Here is a 16,935-nt window from a genome sequence, read left to right as displayed (position 1 = left end):
ATCGTCCTTGTTGGTCGGTTGCTCGGTGGCCCTGGTGGCCCAGTCGCTCAGTTGCCGACGCGGCGGCGCAGGTCCTGGAACGCGGTGTAGTTCGCGATGACCTCGATCCGGCCGGGCGGGGCCGCCTGCACGGCCTGGTCGAGGTTCTCGCACACCTGGAACTGCTGGTTTGCGATCTCCAGACGCACCGCGAGGTCGAGCTTCCGGTCGCCGATGACAAAGATCGGGTGGCCGGTGAGGCGCGTGTAGTCGACGTCCCACAGCCACGAGGTGTCGGTGCCGTCGGCGCTGCGCGCGTTCACGGAGAGGATGACCGGGGTCGGCGGCGGATCGATCAGGCTGAACGTTTCGAGCCAGCCGGCCGGGTTCTTGGCGAGCAGCAGCCGCAGGTCGCGCTGCATGAACTGCACCACGTCGTAGCGGCCGGCGACGGCCTGCACCTGGTACATCCGCTCCAGGGCGACCTGCGGCGGCACACCGAACACGGCGGCGACGGCGGCCGAGGAGGCGGCGTTGGCCTTGTTGGCGCGGCCCGGCAGCTGGAGGTGGATCGGCCAGGCGGAGCCGTGCGGGTCGAGGACGTGGTCCCCGGACAGCGCCCAGCTCGGTGTGGGCCGGCGGAAACCGCACTCGCCGCAGAACCAGTCCTCACCGGGGCGCTGCATCACGCCACCGCAGGACGGGCACGACCAGGCGTCGTCCTTCCACATCTGCCCGGCCGCGACCCAGATCACATTCGGGGAGGAGGAGGCCGCCCACACGACGAGCGGGTCGTCCGCGTTGGCGACGACGACGGCCTTGGACCCGGCGAGACCCTCGCGCCAGTTCTCCGCGAGCATACGGGTCTCGGCGGCACGGTCGAGCTGGTCGCGCGAGAGGTTGAGCAGGGCGATGCACTTCGGGTCGGTGTCCCGGGCGACCCCGGCCAGGTACTTCTCGTCGACCTCGATGACGCCGTAGCGCGCGTCCGAGCCGCCCGCGAGCGCCGAGGTGATACCGGCCGGCATATTGGCGCCGAGCGCGTTGGACACGACCGGGCCCGCGGCGCGCAGCGCCTCGGCGATCAGCCGGGTGGTCGTGGTCTTGCCGTTGGTCGCCGAGACCAGGATGACGTCCAGGTTCTGGGCGAGCCGGGCGAGAAGGTCCGGGTCGAGCTTGAGCGCCACCCGGCCACCGATCACCGAACCGCTGCCGCGCCCCGCGGCGCGAGATGCCGCCGCGACCGCCTTGCCCGCGGTCACGGCGAGCTTGGCCCGCGGCGTGAGCGGGTCCGAGTTGCCTGCCATCAGTTCTCGATCCTCCTTGCGTACGCGCCGGGGCCTCTGCCTGTCGGCAACGTGGTGGTGGTCAGCCTATCGAGATCCATTCGCACTCCCGAATCCCGGCCCGTGCCCGTGCGACGGGCGGGGGCCGACGAGACCGTACTCTTGCGCCCATGCGACACGGCTCGATCCCGGGCGCCCGCGGGCGGGTCCGGCCCCTCAACCTGCTCGGCGACGCGGCACTGCACGAGCCGTGCCGGGAGGTCACGGACTTCGGACCCGAACTGGCCGCCCTCGTGGAGGACTTGTTCGCGACCATGTACGCGGCGCAGGGAGTGGGCCTCGCGGCGAACCAGGTGGGGGAGCCGCTGCGGGTGTTCGTGTACGACTGCCCGGACGACGAGGACGTCCGCCACCTCGGCCATATGGTGAACCCCCGCCTCGTTCAGGCGGACGGTCTGGTGTTCCGCGGCCCGGAGGGCTGTTTGTCCCTGCCGGGGCTGGAGGCGGGGACGGAGCGGTACGACCATGCGGTGGTCGAGGGGTTCACGGTGACCGGGGAGCCGGTGACGGTCCATGCGACGGGGTTCTTCGCGAGGTGCCTGCAGCACGAGTGCGATCACCTCGAGGGCCGGGTGTACGTCGATCACCTCACGGGGTGGCGTAAGCGGCGGGTGTTGCGGCAGGCCGCGCGGGCGCCGTGGGGGCGCTGAGGTCTGGCGACAGCGGACCGGCTGTGGCTGATCGCGCCCATGCGGCGGAGCCGCAGAGTGAACAGTGCCCCGCACCCTTGGTCGGCTCAGAACCCCGGACTGCCGACCTTGTCCCCCGCCGCAGCCAGCCGCCCCCACAACAGGTCGGCCAGGCTCCGCACCAACTCCGCCCGCGAGCAAGGCCGTTCTCCCAGCCACCAGTCGCCCGCCGCATGCATCATGCCGACGATCCCATGCCCCCACACCCGCGCCAGCTGCTGGCTCCCGGGCCCGAGATCCAGCCGCTCCTCGATGACCTGGGCCAGCTCCTCGCCCATCCGCCGCAGCAGCGGAGCCCATTGCTTGCCGACGTCGAAGCCCTGGTCGCCGGTCGGGGCGCCCTCGGCCGGATGCATCAGGAAGCGGTACACCTGGGGCCGTGCCTCGATCGCCGCGAGGTACGTGTCGAGCGTGGCCTCGACCCGCTCCCGCCGGTCCGCCGGGGCGTCCACCGCAGCGCGGAGCGAGTCGAGCAGCGCGTCCGTGTGCCGCTTGGCCAACGCCGCGTAAAGTCCGCCCTTGTCACCGAAGTGCCGGTAGAGGATCGGCTTGGTGATGCCGGCCTCGGCGGCGATGGCGTTCATCGAGGCCTGCGGGCCCTCGCGCAGCACCACTCGGTCGGCGGCCTCCAGCAGTTCGCGCCGTCGTCGGTCGGCGGACCGCTGCTGCTCGGTCCGCTGCGTGGTGTCCATGTGCTCTCCCCACCCGTGCTGTTTTGGTGACGCCTGCGCAAACTAACACTCAACACCGTCTCGAGATCGAACGGGCTGCCGAGCGGTTATCGGGAGTTGACTTTTCTTACCCGTCGGTAACACACTCGTGTTACCGCAAGTAACATGCAAGTATGCGCCGCCGCAGGAGGGGACATGGCCGAGTTCACCATGGAGCTCAACGACGAACAGAAGGAGGTCCGGGACTGGCTGCACGGCTTCGCGGCCGACGTCATCCGCCCCGCGGCCGCCGAATGGGACGAGCGTGAGGAGACTCCCTGGCCGGTCATCCAGGAGGCCGCCAAGGTCGGTATCTACTCCCTCGACTTCTACGCCCAGCAGTACTTCGACCCCACCGGCCTGGGCATTCCGATGGCCATGGAGGAACTCTTCTGGGGCGACGCGGGCATCGCCCTGTCGATCGTGGGCACCGGCCTCGCCGCCGTAGGCGTCCTCGCCAACGGCACCGAGGAGCAGATCGGCACCTGGATCCCCCAGATGTACGGCGACACCAACGACGTGAAGGTCGCCGCGTTCTGCTCCTCCGAGCCCGACGCCGGCTCCGACGTCGCCTCCATGCGCACGCGTGCCGTCTACGACGAGGCCAAGGACGAGTGGGTGATCAACGGCACGAAGACCTGGGCGACCAACGGCGGCATCGCCAACGTCCATGTCGTCGTCGCCGTCGTCGATCAGGAGCTCGGCTCGAAGGGACACGCCTCCTTCATCATCCCGCCGAACACGCCGGGACTGTCCCAGGGCCAGAAGTTCAAGAAGCACGGCATCCGCGCCTCGCACACCGCCGAGGTCGTCCTGGAGAACGTCCGGGTCCCCGGCTCGTGCCTGCTCGGCGGCAAGGAGAAGCTGGACGAGCGGCTGGCCCGCGCCCGTGAGCGGGCGAAGGCGGGCGGCGAGCGGGTCAAGAACGCGGCGATGGCCACGTTCGAGGCGTCGCGCCCTGCCGTGGGCGCGATGGCCGTGGGCACCGCCCGGGCCGCGTACGAGGTCGCCCTCGAATACGCGAAGACGCGTGAGCAGTTCGGCCGGCCGATCATCGACAACCAGGGCGTGGCCTTTCAGCTGGCGGACATGCGCACCTCGGTCGACGCGGCCCGCCTGCTCGTCTGGCGTGCGTCGTGGATGGCGGTCAGCGGCAAGCCGTTCACGGCGGCCGAGGGGTCGATGTCCAAGCTGTTCGCGAGCGAGACCGCGAAGAAGGTCACCGCCGAGGCGATCCAGATCCTCGGCGGCAACGGCTACACCCGGGAGTACCCGGTGGAGCGGATGCACCGGGACGCGGCGATCTACACCATCTTCGAGGGCACCAGCGAGATCCAGCGCCTGGTGATCGCCCGCACGCTGTCGGGGATGCCGATCCGGTAGCTCACCGGAGGGAGCCGGTCACCATGTCACGGGCAGCGACTCGGGGCCCCGGATCAGTGTGCCTCTCCTGAAGGGCACCTCCTTGGGAGGCACGGCGAGCCGCAGTTCCGGCACCCGGTCCAGCAGCGCGTCGACCAGCAGCCCGGCCTCCAGGTGGGCCAGCGCCCCGCCCGGGCACTGGTGCGGGCCGGAGCCGAACGACAGATGCGGGTTCGGGCTGCGCGAGAAGTCGATCGTCTCCGGGAAGGGAAAGACGTCCGGGTCACGGTTCGCGGCCAGGTACGACACATAGACCGCGTCGCCCGCCCGGATCCGTACACCCCGGATCCCCACGTCCTCGGTGGCGATCCGGGACAGCCCGACCGTGGTGCGGTGCGGGATGTAGCGCAGGAGTTCGTCGATCGCCTGCGGGCGGATCTCCGGCTCGGCGCGCAGCCGTTCGGCAAGGTCGGGGCGGGTCAGCAGCAGATAGAACAGCTGCCCGCAGGTGTGGGTGACCGCCTCGCTGCCGGTCTGGAGAAGCACCGCGAGGCCGACGGCCTCCTCCAAGGTCACCTCCCCGCGCCCCACGGCCGCGCCGAGCAGCGAGGAGACGTCCTCGTCCGTGCTGCCCTCGCGCCGGCCGATGAGCTCGGCGAAGTAGGCGCCCATCTCCTCCCGCGCCCGCTCGCTGATCCTCGCATCGGTCGAGGAGGACAGGATCAGCCGGGTCCAGGTGCGCAGGCCGTGCCGGTCGGCGGCCGGGACACCCAGCAGCTCGCTGGTCACCACGACGGGGAAGGGGCTCAGAACGGTGGCGACGAGGTCGGCGGGCGGACCGTCCTGGAGGAGTTCGTCGACCAGCTCGCCGAGCAGCCGCCGCGACTCCTGACGGATCCGCTCCACACCGTGCGCGGTGAAGGCGTCCGCCATGGCGCCGCGCAGCCGGGTGTGGGCGGGCGGATCCAGGAAGCCGACCGCGCCGAGGGACGGCACGAAGTGCTGGGTGAGCCGTGCGGGCTGCCGCTCAAGGACGGCCTCGCGGCTGAACCGGGGATCGCCCGTCACCTTGCGTACGTCGTCGTGGCGGGTGACCAGCCAGGCCCAGCCCTCGTCGTCGGGCAGCTGAACGCGGATGACCGGACCCTCATGCATCAGCTCGGTCAGGACCGGATCGAAGTCGACGCCGGACAGATCGAGCGCCGGCCAGTGCCGGATCGGGGGCAGGATCTCGGTGAGAGTCTCGTCGCTCATGCCGTCGAGGTACCTCCGCTGCTGTGCGCGATGCAGGCCACATCGATCCGGTCGGCCAGCTTCGCGAGCTCGATCGTCAGCGCGGCGACCGTGTCCTCGTCGAGCCCCTCCTGCCCGGCCTCCACGAGATGCAGCCACCGCCCGCCCACCGTCCGCAGCAGCTTGCTGACGTCGGATGCCGCCACCTGCAAGTTCCCGCGGTCGTCGACGATCAGAGGCAGAGTCACTTCGCGGTTCACAGAGGGGATCGTAACTGCGGAGAGCTCACGCTCCGTGCCATACCGTGGTGATGTTGCAGAACTCGCGGATTCCGTGCCCGGACAGCTCACGGCCGTAGCCGGACCGCTTGACCCCGCCGAACGGGAACGCCGGGTGGGACGCCGTCATCCCGTTGATGTACACGGCGCCCGCCTCCAGGTCCCGTGCGAAACGGTCGACCTCGGCGTCGTCCCGCGTCCAGACGTTGGAACTCAGCCCGAACGGCGTGTCGTTGGCGATCAGCACGGCCTCGTCCACATCGCCCGCGCGGTACAGCGTGGCCACCGGGCCGAACGCCTCCTCGCGGTGGATGCGCATCTCGCGGGTGATACCGGCGAGGACGGTCGGCGGGTAGTACCAGCCGGGCCGGTCCGGGACCACCCCTCCGCACAGGACGGCCGCCCCGCCGCGCTTCGCGTCGTCGACCAGCTCCTCCAGGTCCTTGCGGCCCTGTTCGCTCGACAGCGGTCCGACGTCCGTCTCCTCCTCCAGCGGGTCGCCGACCTTCAGCGCCTTCATGCCCGCGGTGAACCGTTCGGCGAAGGCGTCGTACACGTCCGTGTGCACGATGAAGCGCTTCGCCGCGATGCACGACTGCCCGTTGTTCTGCACGCGCGCGGTCACCGCGATCTGGGCGGCACGGTCGAGGTCCGCCGAGGGCATGACCACGTAGGGGTCGCTGCCGCCCAGCTCCAGCACCGTCTTCTTCACCATGTCCCCGGCGACGGAGGCGACCGCGCGGCCCGCGGGCTCGCTGCCGGTGAGAGTGGCGGCCTTGACGCGCTCGTCGCGCAGGATCTCCTCGACCGCTCCCGCGCCGACCAGCAGGGTCTGGAAGCAGCCCTCCGTGAAGCCCGCCCGGTGGAAGAGGTCCTCCAGGTAGAGGGCGGTCTGCGGCACGTTCGAGGCGTGCTTGAGCAGACCGACGTTGCCCGCCATCAACGCGGGCGCGGCGAACCGGATCACCTGCCACAGCGGGAAGTTCCACGGCATCACCGCGAGCACCGGTCCCATCGGCCGGTAGCGCACACGGACGCGGGCCGCGCCGGAGTCCTTCACATCGGAGTGGGCGGGGTCCTCGTCGGCGAGCAGTTCCTCGGCGTGCCCGGCGTACCAGCGCATGGCCTTCGCGCACTTGGCGGCCTCCGCGCGGGCCTGCCTGACGGGTTTGCCCATCTCGGTCGTCATGACGCGGCCGATGTCCCGCTGGTCCTCTTCGAGGAGATCGGCGGCCCGGTTCATGAGGCGGGCCCGCTCGCCGAAGCCGGTGGTCCGGTAGGTGCGGAAGGTGGCCTCCGCGAGCTGGAGCCTGCGCTCGATCTCTTCGGCGCCCATGGCCTCGTACGTCTTGAGCGTCTCGCCGTTCGCCGGGTTCACCGTCGCGATGGGCATGACCGACCTCCTCGGGGCGGGTGTACTTCGACGATCCCGCGCGGCGGTGGCGACCGCAACGCGGATGCGTCCGGATCGACTCGGCTCAGTCCGGGTGCTCCGCCAGCCGGTCGAGAAACGCCGCCTGAGCCTTGACGATCACCTCCCGGGCGCGGTCCAGGCCGAACCACTCGACGCGGTCGAGTTCGGGGAACTCCTGGGTCTGCCCGGACTTCGGCGGCCACTCCATCCGGAAGGTGCCCGGGTCCACCGTCGCCGGGTCGAGGTCGGCCTCGACCGCCCAGACCGTCACGATCTTGCCGTTGGTCTGCCGGACCTCCCCGAGCGGTACGGCCTCGCCGTCGGGCGGCGGCAGGCCCAGCTCCTCCCGGAACTCGCGGCGAGCCGCGTCCCAGGCGGTCTCGTCCGGCTCGTACTCGCCCTTGGGCACGGTCCACGCGCCGGCGCCGCGCCGGGCGAAGAACGGACCGCCCATATGGCCCAGCAACACCTCCAGGCCGCGGTCGGTGTGCCGGAACAACAGCAGGCCCGCGCTCCGCCTGGCGGTCACGGTGTCACCTCCGGATGCGCGGCGAGCAGCGTCTCGACCGTGTCGGCCTCCTCCGGGCGCTTGTCCTCGCGGTAGCGGACCACGCGGGCGAAGCGCAGGGTGACGCCGGCCGGATAGCGGGTGGACCGCTGCAGGCCGTCGTAGGCGATCTCGACGACGAGTTCGGGGCGTACGGTCACCACATAGCCGTTGTCCTCGACGGCCAGTTCCCGGAGCCGGTCGGTCTGCCAGGCCAGCATCTTGTCGGTCATGCCCTTGAAGGTCTTGCCGAGCATGGCGAAGGAGCCGTCCGCGGTGCGGGCGCCCAGATGCAGGTTGGAGAGCCTGCCGGTGCGCCGGCCGTGCCCCCACTCGGCGGCCAGGACCACCAGGTCGAGTGTGTGGACGGGCTTGACCTTCAGCCAGGACGCGCCGCGCCGGCCGGCGCTGTAGGGGGCGTCGAGGGACTTCACGACGACGCCCTCGTGGCCGCGCCGCAGCGTCCCGGCGAGGAATTCCTCGGCCTCGGCCACGTCCGCGGGCCCGGACACCAGGGTGCGGCGCACCCGCATCGGCTCGGGCACGAGCCGGGCCAGTTCCGCGTGCCGCTCGGCGAAGGGAAGGGCGAGGAGGTCGTGGTCGCCGACGGACAGCGCGTCGAAGAAGACGGGGGAGACGGGCACCGCCTCGGCGGCCGTGGCCACGTCCACGCGGGAGCCGACGCGCCCGGCCGTCTCCTGGAACGACCGGGGCCGTCCGCCGGCGCCGAACGCGATGACCTCGCCGTCCAGGATGAACCGCTCGCCCGTCAACTCCAGTGCCACCGAGGTGAGTTCGGGCAGGCGGTCGGTGATGTCGTCGAGGGTGCGGGTATAGACCCGTACGGTGCCCGCGTCCCGGTGGACCTGCACGCGGATGCCGTCCAGCTTCTCCTCGACCGCGCAGGGGCCGAGCTTGCCGACCGCCTCGGCCACCGAGGAGGCGCTGTGCGCCAGCATCGGCAGGACCGGGCGGCCGACGGTGAGCCGGAAGCGGTCCAGGGCGGCGGGGCCGTCGGTGAGAAGGGCCTGAGCCACGGTCTGCAGCGAGCCCGCCAGCATCACCGCACGTCTGACGTCTCCCGACGGCGCACCGGTCGCCTCGGCCAGACCCTCGACGGCGACGGCGTCCAGTGCGCCCTGCCGGACCTCGCCGGTGAGCAGCCCCAGCAGGAACCGCTGCTCGTCGGCGGTGGCCGCGCCCATCAGCTCCCCGACCAGCCGGGCCCGTCGCTCCTGCGAGCCGGTGCCCGAGACCTTGCTCAGCTCGGTGAGCCGGGCGTCCACCTCGCGCACGGTCAGGGCCGGCCCGGCCGCCGGGGCGGCGGGACGGCTCAGCACCTTCCAGCCGATACCGAGCCGGCCCTGCGGCAGCCGTCCCGCCAGATACGGGATGACGATCGGCGCGTCCTCGGCCTCGGCGTCCCGGAACAGCTCGGCGAGGAGCGCGATCTTCCGGGAGCGCGCCGAGGTGGCGGCGACCTCCTGGGACACACGGGCCAGCCGGGTCAGCAGCATGCAGCCATGGTGCACCGGAGGCGGGCGCTCTACACCCGGACGGCGATGATCGGTGCCGCGTTGACAAACCTGTTTGCCGAAACTGCAATGAATGCATGAGGGACGACGACATGGACGAGGTTCTCGCGGAGGTGGGCCCGCGGCTGCGGCGGATCCGGAAGGAGCGGGGTGCGACGCTGGCCGGGCTGTCCGAGGCGACCGGGATCTCGGTGAGCACCCTGTCCCGGCTGGAGTCGGGTCTGCGCAGGCCCAGCCTGGAGCTGCTGCTGCCGATCGCGCGGGCCCACGAGGTGGCCCTGGACGAACTGGTGGGCGCCCCGTCGGTACGGGACCCCCGGGTGCGGGCCGCGCCGGTGGTACGCAACGGGCGCACCCATTGGCCGCTCACCCGGCAGCCCGGCGGTCTCCAGGCGTTCAAGGTGCTCGAACCGCAGCGCAGACTCGACCCGGACCCGCGGACGCACGAGGGCTACGAGTGGCTGTACGTGCTGTCCGGGCGGCTGCGGCTCGTGCTGGGCGAGCACGACGTGGTGCTCACCGCCGGGGAGGCCGCCGAGTTCGACACGCGCGTGCCGCACTGGTTCGGGTCGACGGGGGAGGGGCCGGTGGAGTTCCTGAGTCTGTTCGGGCCGCAGGGGGAGCGGATGCACGTAAGGGCGCGACCGGCGCGCACGTGACGCGCATGACTGTTCCCTGATGGGCAAGCGACCGCTTAGTATGCGGTCGACCCCGGTCAGACGACGTAGTCCCGTGGAGGCACCGCATGCAGGCATGGCAAGTGCACGAGAACGGCGAGCCGAGCGAGGTGATGCGGCTCCAGGAGGTGGAGCGGCCCGTGCCCGGCGAGGGCCAGGTCCTGCTCAGGGTGTGTGCCGCCAACATCAACTTCCCGGACGCGCTGATGTGCCGGGGCCACTACCAGGTCCGCCCGCCGCTGCCGTTCACGCCGGGCGTGGAGATCTGCGGCGAGACCGAGGACGGGCGCCGCGTGATCGCCAACCCGTCGCTGCCGCACGGCGGTTTCGCCGAGTACGCCGTCGCCGACGCCGCCGCTGTCCTGCCGGCCCCCGACGCCCTCGACGACGCCGAGGCCGCCGCGCTGCACATCGGCTACCAGACGGGCTGGTTCGGTCTCCACCGGCGGGCTCGCCTGGAAGCCGGTGAGACGCTGCTCGTGCACGCCGCCGCGGGAGGGGTCGGCAGCGCGGCCGTGCAGCTCGGCAAGGCGGCGGGCGCCACGGTGATCGGTGTCGTCGGCGGTGCCGGCAAGGCCGCCGTCGCCCGGGAGCTGGGCTGTGACGTGGTGATCGACCGGCGCGCCGAGGACGTCGTGGCCGCCGTGAAGGGGGCCACCGGAGGCCGGGGCGCCGACGTGATCTACGACCCGGTCGGCGGGGACGCCTACACCCAGTCCGCCAAGGCCGTCGCCTTCGAGGGCCGGATCGTCGTCGTCGGCTTCGCCAGCGGGACCATCCCCAGCCCGGCGCTCAACCACGCCCTCGTGAAGAACTACTCGATCCTCGGCCTGCACTGGGGCCTCTACAACACCAAGAACCCGAGGCTGGTCCAGCACTGCCACGAACAGCTCACCGAGCTCGCCGCCCGGGGCGCGATCAAGCCGCTGGTGAGCGAGCGGGTGCCGCTGGACGGAGCCGCGGCCGCCGTGCAGCGGGTCGCCGACGGCGTCACCACCGGCCGGGTCGCCGTCGTACCGAACGGAGCCGCCGCATGATGGACGCAGCCGAACTCAAGCGCCGTACAGCGCAGTTGCTGGCGGCCCATCCACCTGCCACGACCGACCGGCAGACCTTCCTCAGGGCCCGCTTCGACGCCGGGCTGGCCTGGGTGCACTACCCCGACGGCCTCGGTGGACTCGGCGCCCCGCGCTCCCTCCAGGTCGTCGTGGACGCCGCACTCGAGGCCGCGGGCGCACCCGACAACGACCCGCGCCGCATCGGCATCGGTCTGGGGATGGCCGCGCCGACGATCCTGCGCTACGGCACCGAGGAGCAGAAGCAGCGGTATCTCAGGCCTCTGTGGACGGGCGAGGAGGTCTGGTGCCAGCTCTTCAGCGAGCCGGGTGCCGGGTCCGACCTGGCGGCCCTCGGTACGCGGGCCGTCAAGGAGGGCGACGACTGGGTCGTCAACGGGCAGAAGGTGTGGACCTCCAGCGCCCATGTCGCCCGCTGGGCCATCCTCATCGCCCGCACCGACCCGGACGTGCCCAAGCACCAGGGCATCACCTACTTCATCTGCGACATGACCGACCCCGGCATCGAGGTCCGGCCGCTGCGCCAGATCACCGGCGAGGCCGAGTTCAACGAGGTCTTCATCACCGGCGTCCGCATCCCCGACTCCCGCCGCCTCGGCGAGGTCGGGGACGGCTGGCGCGTCGCGCAGACCACGCTGAACAACGAACGCGTCGCCATCGGCGGCATGCGGCTGCCCCGCGAGGGCGGCATGATCGGCCCGGTGTCGAAGACCTGGCGCGAGCGCCCGGAGCTGCGCACCCACGATCTGCACCAGCGGCTGCTGAAGCTCTGGGTCGAGGCCGAGGTCGCCCGTCTCACCGGCGAGCGCCTGCGCCAGCAGCTCGTCGCGGGCCAGCCCGGCCCCGAGGGCGCCGGCATGAAGCTCGCCTTCGCCCGTCTCAACCAGGAGATCAGCGGCCTGGAGGTCGAACTCCGCGGCGAGGAGGGCCTGTTGTACGACGACTGGACCATGCGCCGGCCGGAGTTCGTGGACTTCACCGGCCGGGAGGCCGGGTACCGCTACCTCCGTTCCAAGGGCAACAGCATCGAGGGCGGGACCAGCGAGGTCCTGCTGAACATCGTCGCCGAGCGCGTCCTCGGCCTGCCCGCCGAACCGCGCACCGACAAGGACGTCGCATGGAAGGACCTCGCCCGATGAGCACGCAGCCCGACCTGCTCTACTCCGAGGAGGAAGAAGCCCTCCGCGCCGCCGTCCGCGATCTGCTGGCCGACCACTGCGCCGCGGCCGGCGTGATCGCCCGGACCGAGTCGGACGCCCCGCACGACCTGGCCGCGTGGAAGGCCCTCGCCGACGGCATGGGGCTCGCGGGCCTCCTGGTACCCGAGGCGCAGGGCGGTCAGGGCGCCACGCACCGCGAAGCGGCCGTCGTCCTGGAGGAGTTGGGGCGCGCTGTCGCCCCCGTGCCGTACCTGACGAGCGCCGTCGTCGCCACCGAGGCCCTGCTGGAGTGCTCGGCCGACGGCCTTCTCGCCGAGCTGGCGTCCGGACGGAGGATCGGCGCGCTCGCCGTCGCGCTGAACGTCGCACCGGGCGGCGCCCACCGGACCGTACGGCACGAGGACGGAGCCCTGTACGGGGAGCTGACCGGGATCGCGGATGCCGCCGTCGCCGATGTCCTGCTGGTTCCGGCGGACGACGGCGGGCTGTACGCGGTCGACGCGGAGGCCGCGACCGTCACCCCGCAGGTGTCCTTCGACCTGACCCGGCCCCTTGCGACCGTCACCCTCGACGGAGCAGCGGGCCGTCGCCTCGGGGACGCCGAGCCCGCCGTACGACGAGCCCTGCGCGCCGGAGCGGGGCTGCTCGCCTCCGAACAACTCGGCGTCGCCGACTGGGCGTTGACCGAGACGGTCCGCTACCTCAAGGAGCGCACGCAGTTCAACCGGCCGGTCGGCGGCTTCCAGGCGCTCAAGCATCGGCTCGCCCAGCTGTGGCTGGAGGTCGTCAGCCTGCGCGCGGCCGCCCGCAACGCGGCGGACGCCCTCGCGACCGGCGAGGACATCGATGTGGCGGTCGCCGTCGCCCAGGCCTACGCGGCCCCGGTCGCCGTCCACGCCGCCGAAGAGGCCGTCCAGTTGCACGCCGGCATCGGAATGACCTGGGAGCACCCGGCCCATCTGTATCTGAAGCGGGCGAAGGCCGACTCGATCGCCTGTGGCACGGCGGGCGCCCACCGTACGACGCTGGCCGAACTGGTCGACCTGCAAGCCCCCTGACGTTCATCTGGAAAAGCCCGCCCGACCAGGGGCGGGCTTTTTCGTGCGCCCTCGCGGAAGGAATGAACAAGCGACGGCAGTCCGGCCAACTCCTGGCATGTACAGGTTCGTTGGGGCCCGGACAGCTTCATACTCCCTGTGGTTCGGACCCGCCCCACAGGGAGGCAGAACATGGCCCTCATCACCCGTCGCAGAGCCCTCACCGCATTCGGCACCACGCTCGCTGCTGTGCTCGCTCCGCCCGCCGGCAGCGCGTTCGCCACGGAACACCGGCACGGCCCACGTCCGTTGCGGCGCGCGCACGCCCACAACGACTACGAGCACCCGCGCCCCCTGTTCGACGCCCTCGGCCACCGCTTCGGCAGCGTCGAGGCCGACATCTACCTCGTGGGCGACCAGCTTCTCGTCGCCCACGACCCGGTGGACCTCGATCCCTCCCGCACCCTCGAATCCCTCTACCTCGACCCGCTGGCCGCCCGCGTCAAGGCCAACCACGGTGCGGTGTACCGGGGTTACCGCAAGCCCTTCCAGCTGCTCATCGACATCAAGACCGAGGGCGCGTCGACGTACCTCGAACTCGACCGCCATCTGCGGCGCTACAAGCACCTGTTCACGACCTACGCCCACGGCCGCGTCCACCCCGGCCCGGTCACCGCCGTGATCTCCGGCGACCGGGCCGCCCGTACGCCGATGGAGGCCCAGAGCGTCCGCCGGGCCTTCTACGACGGACGGCTCGCCGACCTCGGCGGCCCGGCGCCCGCCTCCTTCATCCCGCTCATCAGCGACAACTGGACACTCAACTTCACCTGGCAGGGTGCGGGGCCGTTCCCGGACGCTGAGCGGCAGAAGCTGCGCACCATCATGCGGACGGCGCACGAGCGCGGGCAGAGGGTCCGGTTCTGGGCCACCCCCGATCTGGCCAGCCCCGCCCGGGACGCACTGTGGTCCGAACTGCTCGCCGCGGACGTCGACCACATCAACACCGACGACCTCGCCGGGCTGGAATCCTTCCTGGACGCCCACCGCTCAGCGTAGACACCACACGTTCGGAGGACAGGTCAGCCGCCCGGACGAACCCTCCGCTACGCCACACTTACGGCGGAACGCCGCGAAGCGGACGTGGCGGAGGAGGTTGACGATGGCCATTTCCATCTCTGTGGTGCTGCTGCTTCTGATCCTGGCGGCGATCTTCCTGCGCAACGGAGGGCTGAAGGTCTCCCACGCATTGGTCTGCGCGCTGCTCGGCTTCTACCTGGCCAGTTCGAGCATCGCACCGACCATCCACAGCGGCTTCACCGCCACGGCGGACATCGTCGGCAGCCTGAGACCGTGACGGTCACCCTGCGCGGAACACCCCGATCCCGTTCGGGACGGGGCGTTCCACACCGCCACTGGGGTGGTTGCGCACGGTGACCGCGTCCGCTCCGGGCGCGCGGGCGACCAGCGTCGTCGACCCGCCGCCGTCCAGGCTGAAGGCCTCGGCCGAGCCCAGGTCCCGCAGGGCTTCGGCCACTTCCGCGATCGTCAGGCCGCTGCGGTACTCGGGGGCCCCGTCCACCGCGAACAGCAGCAGGCGCCTGCCGCGGTCCGCGATGCCCACGGCGGTGCGCACCGCCGAGGTCGCGTTGTCGAGGCCGGGCAGCGGCCGTCCGCCCCTGAGGACCGGGTAACCGCCGAGCGCGAAGCGGTACGGGATCCATGACGAGGACGCCACGAGCCGGTGCCACACCGTCACGGCCGCGCCCTTGGCCAGCTTCCGCAGCCGCTGTGCACCCGCCTCCCGGCCGACGAGCACGGTGGTCCCCCGGGCGATCGGGCCGCTGCCCGGATGGTTCGCCGTGGACACCACCCTGCCGTGACGGACCGTCACCTCGTAGGTGTCCGTGCTGCACGGAGCGGCGCGGTCGGTGTCCGTGCCGCAGGTGGCCCGAACCCGTGAGGCGCTGCCCCAGGTGGAGGTGAACGCGCCGACCGACCCCACCGGCAGCGCGTACTGGTTGAGTCCGCCGAGCGTCAACCGCCCCTCCGAGGTGCCGACGTAACCGTCCAAGGACAGGCTGTCCAGCCGCGCCCTGCGGTCCGTCCCCACGCCGATCACGTTCCGGGTGTTCGTGCCCGGCGGGAGGCGGGGGCCGAAGCGCTGGCCGTCGGGCACCGCCGCCTTGAGCGCGCGACCCTGTGTGACCGCCGGTCCCACGGCGGCTCCCGTGGCCTCGACGCCCGGGTGCTGCGTCTCGGTGATGTTGAAGAAGTCGCCGTTGACGCCCGCGACGGCGCCCTGGGTGTCCGCCAGCCGGGAGACCGTGCCCCGGGCGGCGACGGCCCCCGGATACAGCAGGTCGACGCGTATGCGCCTGTCGCGCAGGTCGACGCTCAGCACATGGGCGTGGGTCAGCCCCTTGGCCGCCTGTATGTCGTAGTGCCGGTAGGTGACACCCGGTGCGATGCGGGTCGCGCCGGGCAATGCTTCGGCCGGTGCCGCCCCCGCCAGGGTCGCACCGGCCAGAGTGCCCCATGCCGCGCATGACGCGAGAACGGATCTGACATCCCACCGCTGGTGCCGAAGCGTCACAGGTCCCCCCTGACGTCCCGTCAACTGTCCCAGGAATCAGGGGAAGTGCACCAGACGGAGATGACCGGCGAGGCCGCTATCCGTCGACGACACGCGAACGGGTGAGGAAACGTACCCCTTCCGGTGCCTCCAGCGAGAATCCGCTGCCCCGGCCCTCGACGACGTCGACGATCAACCGGGTGTGGCTCCACACCTCGTACTGGCTTCTCGACATCCAGAACCGCACCGGCTCCTCGACCCCCTCCACGGCGAGTTCCGCGAGCAGCACGTCCGAGCCGCCGGTGCGGAACTCGCCGTCCGGGTAGCACATGGGTGCGCTGCCGTCACAGCAGCCGCCGGACTGATGGAACATCAGGGGGCCGTGGGTCTCGCTGAGCCGGCGCACCAGACGGGCGGCCTCGGCGGTGAGCTCTACACGGGCGATCTCGGATTCCTCGTCCATGGTGAGCAGAGGAGCACAAGGAAGGTTGCGAAAGGGTTGCGTGCCGCCGCCGGGGCAGGCGCTCGCGCAGTCGTGTCTCCGCCGATCGGGTAGTCCCTGAGGCGGGGCAGGGGATCGGGCACGACGGCAGTGACGCGGTGAAGTGCCAGGTCAGAGCGGCCTGTGGACATTGCTGAGGGGAACGGACGCCGAGCGGCGGCCCCGGCGGAGATCCGCCAGGTGCCCGGCTCGAGTGGTGAGCCGAGGGCGACGGGCTGACGGTGGATCACGTCGCAGCCGGGTCTAGCCAGCTGACAAGGGGTCAGCGGCCCGGCTGAGGCGGAAGGACTGCACAATGCGCTCTGCCCGCATTCTGTTCGCCACTGCGGCGGCCACGGCCGCCCTCGCGATCGCCGCGCCCGGCGCCCACGCCGGGGACGACTGGAACAAGGAGGACTCCTCCCACAGCAAGAAGTGGGAGCACGACAAGCCGCACGGCGGGATGCACACCGGCGGCGGTGCGCTGACCGCGGTGGGCGGCGACGACTGGACCAAGGGCGAGGAGGACCCGGCTGCCGAGGCCGAGAAGCCCAGCAAGGACTGGGGTCACCACAAGCCCCACGGCGGTATGCACACCGGCGGCGGCGCGCTCGCCGCGTCGGACGACGAGGGCACGCTCGCCACGCCGGGTGCCGCCGCGGGCGGGCTGGCCGTCCTTGCGGCCGCCGGCGCGGGCGTGTACGCGCTGCGCCGCAGGAACGCGGCCGGCCGCGCGTCCTGACCGATGTCTGACGGCATAGCAGGGCCCGGAAACACCCCGGCCCGGTGACCACGGCGAGCGTCTCGCCGCAGTCCCGGGCCGGGTGCTTGTCAGGCCG

The 16,935-nt window shown here is 71.6% G+C and carries 18 protein-coding genes; 9 read left to right on the top strand and 9 right to left on the bottom strand.

Going from position 1 to position 16,935, the window contains the following annotated elements; all coding sequences use genetic code 11:
- Positions 1-47: 47 nt before the first annotated feature.
- Positions 48-1,286: a MurT ligase domain-containing protein gene (locus tag F7R91_RS19340; protein ID WP_150950310.1), complete on the bottom strand. Its 1,239-nt coding sequence runs from the start codon at positions 1,284-1,286 to the stop codon at positions 48-50.
- A 149-nt stretch (positions 1,287-1,435) separates the two neighbouring features.
- On the opposite strand from F7R91_RS19340, the gene def reads away from it, so the two are divergent.
- On the top strand, positions 1,436-1,975 hold the full coding sequence (def, locus tag F7R91_RS19335) for a peptide deformylase (RefSeq protein ID WP_150950309.1): 540 nt from the start codon (positions 1,436-1,438) through the stop codon (positions 1,973-1,975).
- An 86-nt stretch (positions 1,976-2,061) separates the two neighbouring features.
- On the opposite strand, the gene F7R91_RS19330 is transcribed toward def, so the two are convergent.
- Positions 2,062-2,706, bottom strand: coding sequence for a TetR family transcriptional regulator (locus F7R91_RS19330; protein WP_150950308.1), 645 nt, complete (start codon positions 2,704-2,706; stop codon positions 2,062-2,064).
- A gap of 174 nt (positions 2,707-2,880) precedes the next feature.
- Here F7R91_RS19330 and F7R91_RS19325 point away from each other — a divergent pair, with 174 nt between their 5' ends.
- Positions 2,881-4,107 (top strand): acyl-CoA dehydrogenase family protein, encoded by a 1,227-nt coding sequence (locus F7R91_RS19325; RefSeq protein WP_150950307.1) that lies wholly within the window; start codon positions 2,881-2,883, stop codon positions 4,105-4,107.
- 18 nt (positions 4,108-4,125) lie between these two features.
- On the opposite strand, the gene F7R91_RS19320 is transcribed toward F7R91_RS19325, so the two are convergent.
- The 5 genes from F7R91_RS19320 to F7R91_RS19300 all read right to left on the bottom strand — a co-directional run bounded on the left by F7R91_RS19320 (position 4,126) and on the right by F7R91_RS19300 (position 9,075).
- Positions 4,126-5,340, bottom strand: a complete 1,215-nt coding sequence (locus F7R91_RS19320) for a cytochrome P450 (protein ID WP_150950306.1) — start codon at positions 5,338-5,340, stop codon at positions 4,126-4,128.
- A complete protein-coding gene (locus F7R91_RS19315) occupies positions 5,337-5,579 on the bottom strand; it encodes a DUF6213 family protein (RefSeq protein ID WP_150950305.1) in 243 nt (80 codons plus the stop codon). Before F7R91_RS19315 ends, F7R91_RS19320 begins: the two co-directional genes overlap by 4 nt.
- A gap of 25 nt (positions 5,580-5,604) precedes the next feature.
- Positions 5,605-6,990: an NADP-dependent succinic semialdehyde dehydrogenase gene (locus F7R91_RS19310; RefSeq protein ID WP_150950304.1), complete on the bottom strand. Its 1,386-nt coding sequence runs from the start codon at positions 6,988-6,990 to the stop codon at positions 5,605-5,607.
- Positions 6,991-7,075: 85 nt separating this feature from the next.
- Positions 7,076-7,540, bottom strand: coding sequence for an NUDIX domain-containing protein (locus F7R91_RS19305; RefSeq protein WP_150950303.1), 465 nt, complete (start codon positions 7,538-7,540; stop codon positions 7,076-7,078).
- Complete coding sequence (locus tag F7R91_RS19300; protein WP_150950302.1) at positions 7,537-9,075, bottom strand: ATP-dependent DNA ligase; 1,539 nt, start codon at positions 9,073-9,075, stop codon at positions 7,537-7,539. Before F7R91_RS19300 ends, F7R91_RS19305 begins: the two co-directional genes overlap by 4 nt.
- 95 nt (positions 9,076-9,170) lie before the next feature.
- Here F7R91_RS19300 and F7R91_RS19295 point away from each other — a divergent pair, with 95 nt between their 5' ends.
- From F7R91_RS19295 to F7R91_RS19270, 6 genes are all read left to right on the top strand, one after another.
- Positions 9,171-9,752 (top strand): helix-turn-helix domain-containing protein, encoded by a 582-nt coding sequence (locus F7R91_RS19295; protein ID WP_225320693.1) that lies wholly within the window; start codon positions 9,171-9,173, stop codon positions 9,750-9,752.
- A gap of 86 nt (positions 9,753-9,838) precedes the next feature.
- Complete coding sequence (locus F7R91_RS19290; protein WP_150950301.1) at positions 9,839-10,807, top strand: NADPH:quinone oxidoreductase family protein; 969 nt, start codon at positions 9,839-9,841, stop codon at positions 10,805-10,807.
- The gene (locus tag F7R91_RS19285) at positions 10,804-11,985 is read left to right on the top strand and encodes an acyl-CoA dehydrogenase family protein (RefSeq protein ID WP_150950300.1); all 1,182 of its coding nucleotides are present in this window, start codon (positions 10,804-10,806) and stop codon (positions 11,983-11,985) included. Before F7R91_RS19290 ends, F7R91_RS19285 begins: the two co-directional genes overlap by 4 nt.
- Positions 11,982-13,064, top strand: a complete 1,083-nt coding sequence (locus F7R91_RS19280) for an acyl-CoA dehydrogenase family protein (RefSeq protein ID WP_150950299.1) — start codon at positions 11,982-11,984, stop codon at positions 13,062-13,064. The genes F7R91_RS19285 and F7R91_RS19280 overlap by 4 nt, the downstream gene beginning before the upstream one ends.
- A 171-nt stretch (positions 13,065-13,235) precedes the next feature.
- Positions 13,236-14,099, top strand: a complete 864-nt coding sequence (locus F7R91_RS19275; protein ID WP_150950298.1) for a phosphatidylinositol-specific phospholipase C/glycerophosphodiester phosphodiesterase family protein — start codon at positions 13,236-13,238, stop codon at positions 14,097-14,099.
- A 103-nt stretch (positions 14,100-14,202) separates the two neighbouring features.
- Complete coding sequence (locus F7R91_RS19270) at positions 14,203-14,397, top strand: hypothetical protein (protein ID WP_150950297.1); 195 nt, start codon at positions 14,203-14,205, stop codon at positions 14,395-14,397.
- Positions 14,398-14,400: 3 nt separating this feature from the next.
- Here the strand turns inward: F7R91_RS19270 and F7R91_RS19265 are convergent, their stop codons facing one another.
- Together F7R91_RS19265 and F7R91_RS19260 are read right to left on the bottom strand one after the other, a co-directional pair.
- The gene (locus F7R91_RS19265; protein ID WP_225320699.1) at positions 14,401-15,570 is read right to left on the bottom strand and encodes a phosphodiester glycosidase family protein; all 1,170 of its coding nucleotides are present in this window, start codon (positions 15,568-15,570) and stop codon (positions 14,401-14,403) included.
- A gap of 142 nt (positions 15,571-15,712) precedes the next feature.
- The gene (locus F7R91_RS19260; RefSeq protein WP_150950296.1) at positions 15,713-16,078 is read right to left on the bottom strand and encodes a DUF779 domain-containing protein; all 366 of its coding nucleotides are present in this window, start codon (positions 16,076-16,078) and stop codon (positions 15,713-15,715) included.
- A 334-nt stretch (positions 16,079-16,412) separates the two neighbouring features.
- Here F7R91_RS19260 and F7R91_RS19255 point away from each other — a divergent pair, with 334 nt between their 5' ends.
- The gene (locus tag F7R91_RS19255) at positions 16,413-16,838 is read left to right on the top strand and encodes a hypothetical protein (RefSeq protein WP_150950295.1); all 426 of its coding nucleotides are present in this window, start codon (positions 16,413-16,415) and stop codon (positions 16,836-16,838) included.
- The last annotated feature ends 97 nt before the right edge of the window (positions 16,839-16,935 follow it).

Origin of the sequence: Streptomyces luteolifulvus, from assembly GCF_008806595.1 — a bacterium.
Lineage (GTDB): Bacteria > Actinomycetota > Actinomycetes > Streptomycetales > Streptomycetaceae > Streptomyces > Streptomyces luteolifulvus.
The sequence above is the reverse complement of the archived record's forward strand: the minus strand, read 5'-3'. Positions and strand labels throughout refer to the sequence as shown.

Bases quoted from the DNA above. Each gene is read 5' to 3' on its own strand.
- F7R91_RS19340 (WP_150950310.1), bottom strand. From the start codon at position 1,286: ATGGCAGGCAACTCGGACCCGCTCACGCCGCGGGCCAAGCTCGCCGTG.
- def (WP_150950309.1), top strand. From the start codon at position 1,436: ATGCGACACGGCTCGATCCCGGGCGCCCGCGGGCGGGTCCGGCCCCTC.
- F7R91_RS19330 (WP_150950308.1), bottom strand. From the start codon at position 2,706: ATGGACACCACGCAGCGGACCGAGCAGCAGCGGTCCGCCGACCGACGA.
- F7R91_RS19325 (WP_150950307.1), top strand. From the start codon at position 2,881: ATGGCCGAGTTCACCATGGAGCTCAACGACGAACAGAAGGAGGTCCGG.
- F7R91_RS19320 (WP_150950306.1), bottom strand. From the start codon at position 5,340: ATGAGCGACGAGACTCTCACCGAGATCCTGCCCCCGATCCGGCACTGG.
- F7R91_RS19310 (WP_150950304.1), bottom strand. From the start codon at position 6,990: ATGCCCATCGCGACGGTGAACCCGGCGAACGGCGAGACGCTCAAGACG.
- F7R91_RS19300 (WP_150950302.1), bottom strand. From the start codon at position 9,075: ATGCTGCTGACCCGGCTGGCCCGTGTGTCCCAGGAGGTCGCCGCCACC.
- F7R91_RS19295 (WP_225320693.1), top strand. From the start codon at position 9,171: ATGAGGGACGACGACATGGACGAGGTTCTCGCGGAGGTGGGCCCGCGG.
- F7R91_RS19290 (WP_150950301.1), top strand. From the start codon at position 9,839: ATGCAGGCATGGCAAGTGCACGAGAACGGCGAGCCGAGCGAGGTGATG.
- F7R91_RS19285 (WP_150950300.1), top strand. From the start codon at position 10,804: ATGATGGACGCAGCCGAACTCAAGCGCCGTACAGCGCAGTTGCTGGCG.
- F7R91_RS19280 (WP_150950299.1), top strand. From the start codon at position 11,982: ATGAGCACGCAGCCCGACCTGCTCTACTCCGAGGAGGAAGAAGCCCTC.
- F7R91_RS19275 (WP_150950298.1), top strand. From the start codon at position 13,236: ATGGCCCTCATCACCCGTCGCAGAGCCCTCACCGCATTCGGCACCACG.
- F7R91_RS19270 (WP_150950297.1), top strand. From the start codon at position 14,203: ATGGCCATTTCCATCTCTGTGGTGCTGCTGCTTCTGATCCTGGCGGCG.
- F7R91_RS19260 (WP_150950296.1), bottom strand. From the start codon at position 16,078: ATGGACGAGGAATCCGAGATCGCCCGTGTAGAGCTCACCGCCGAGGCC.
- F7R91_RS19255 (WP_150950295.1), top strand. From the start codon at position 16,413: ATGCGCTCTGCCCGCATTCTGTTCGCCACTGCGGCGGCCACGGCCGCC.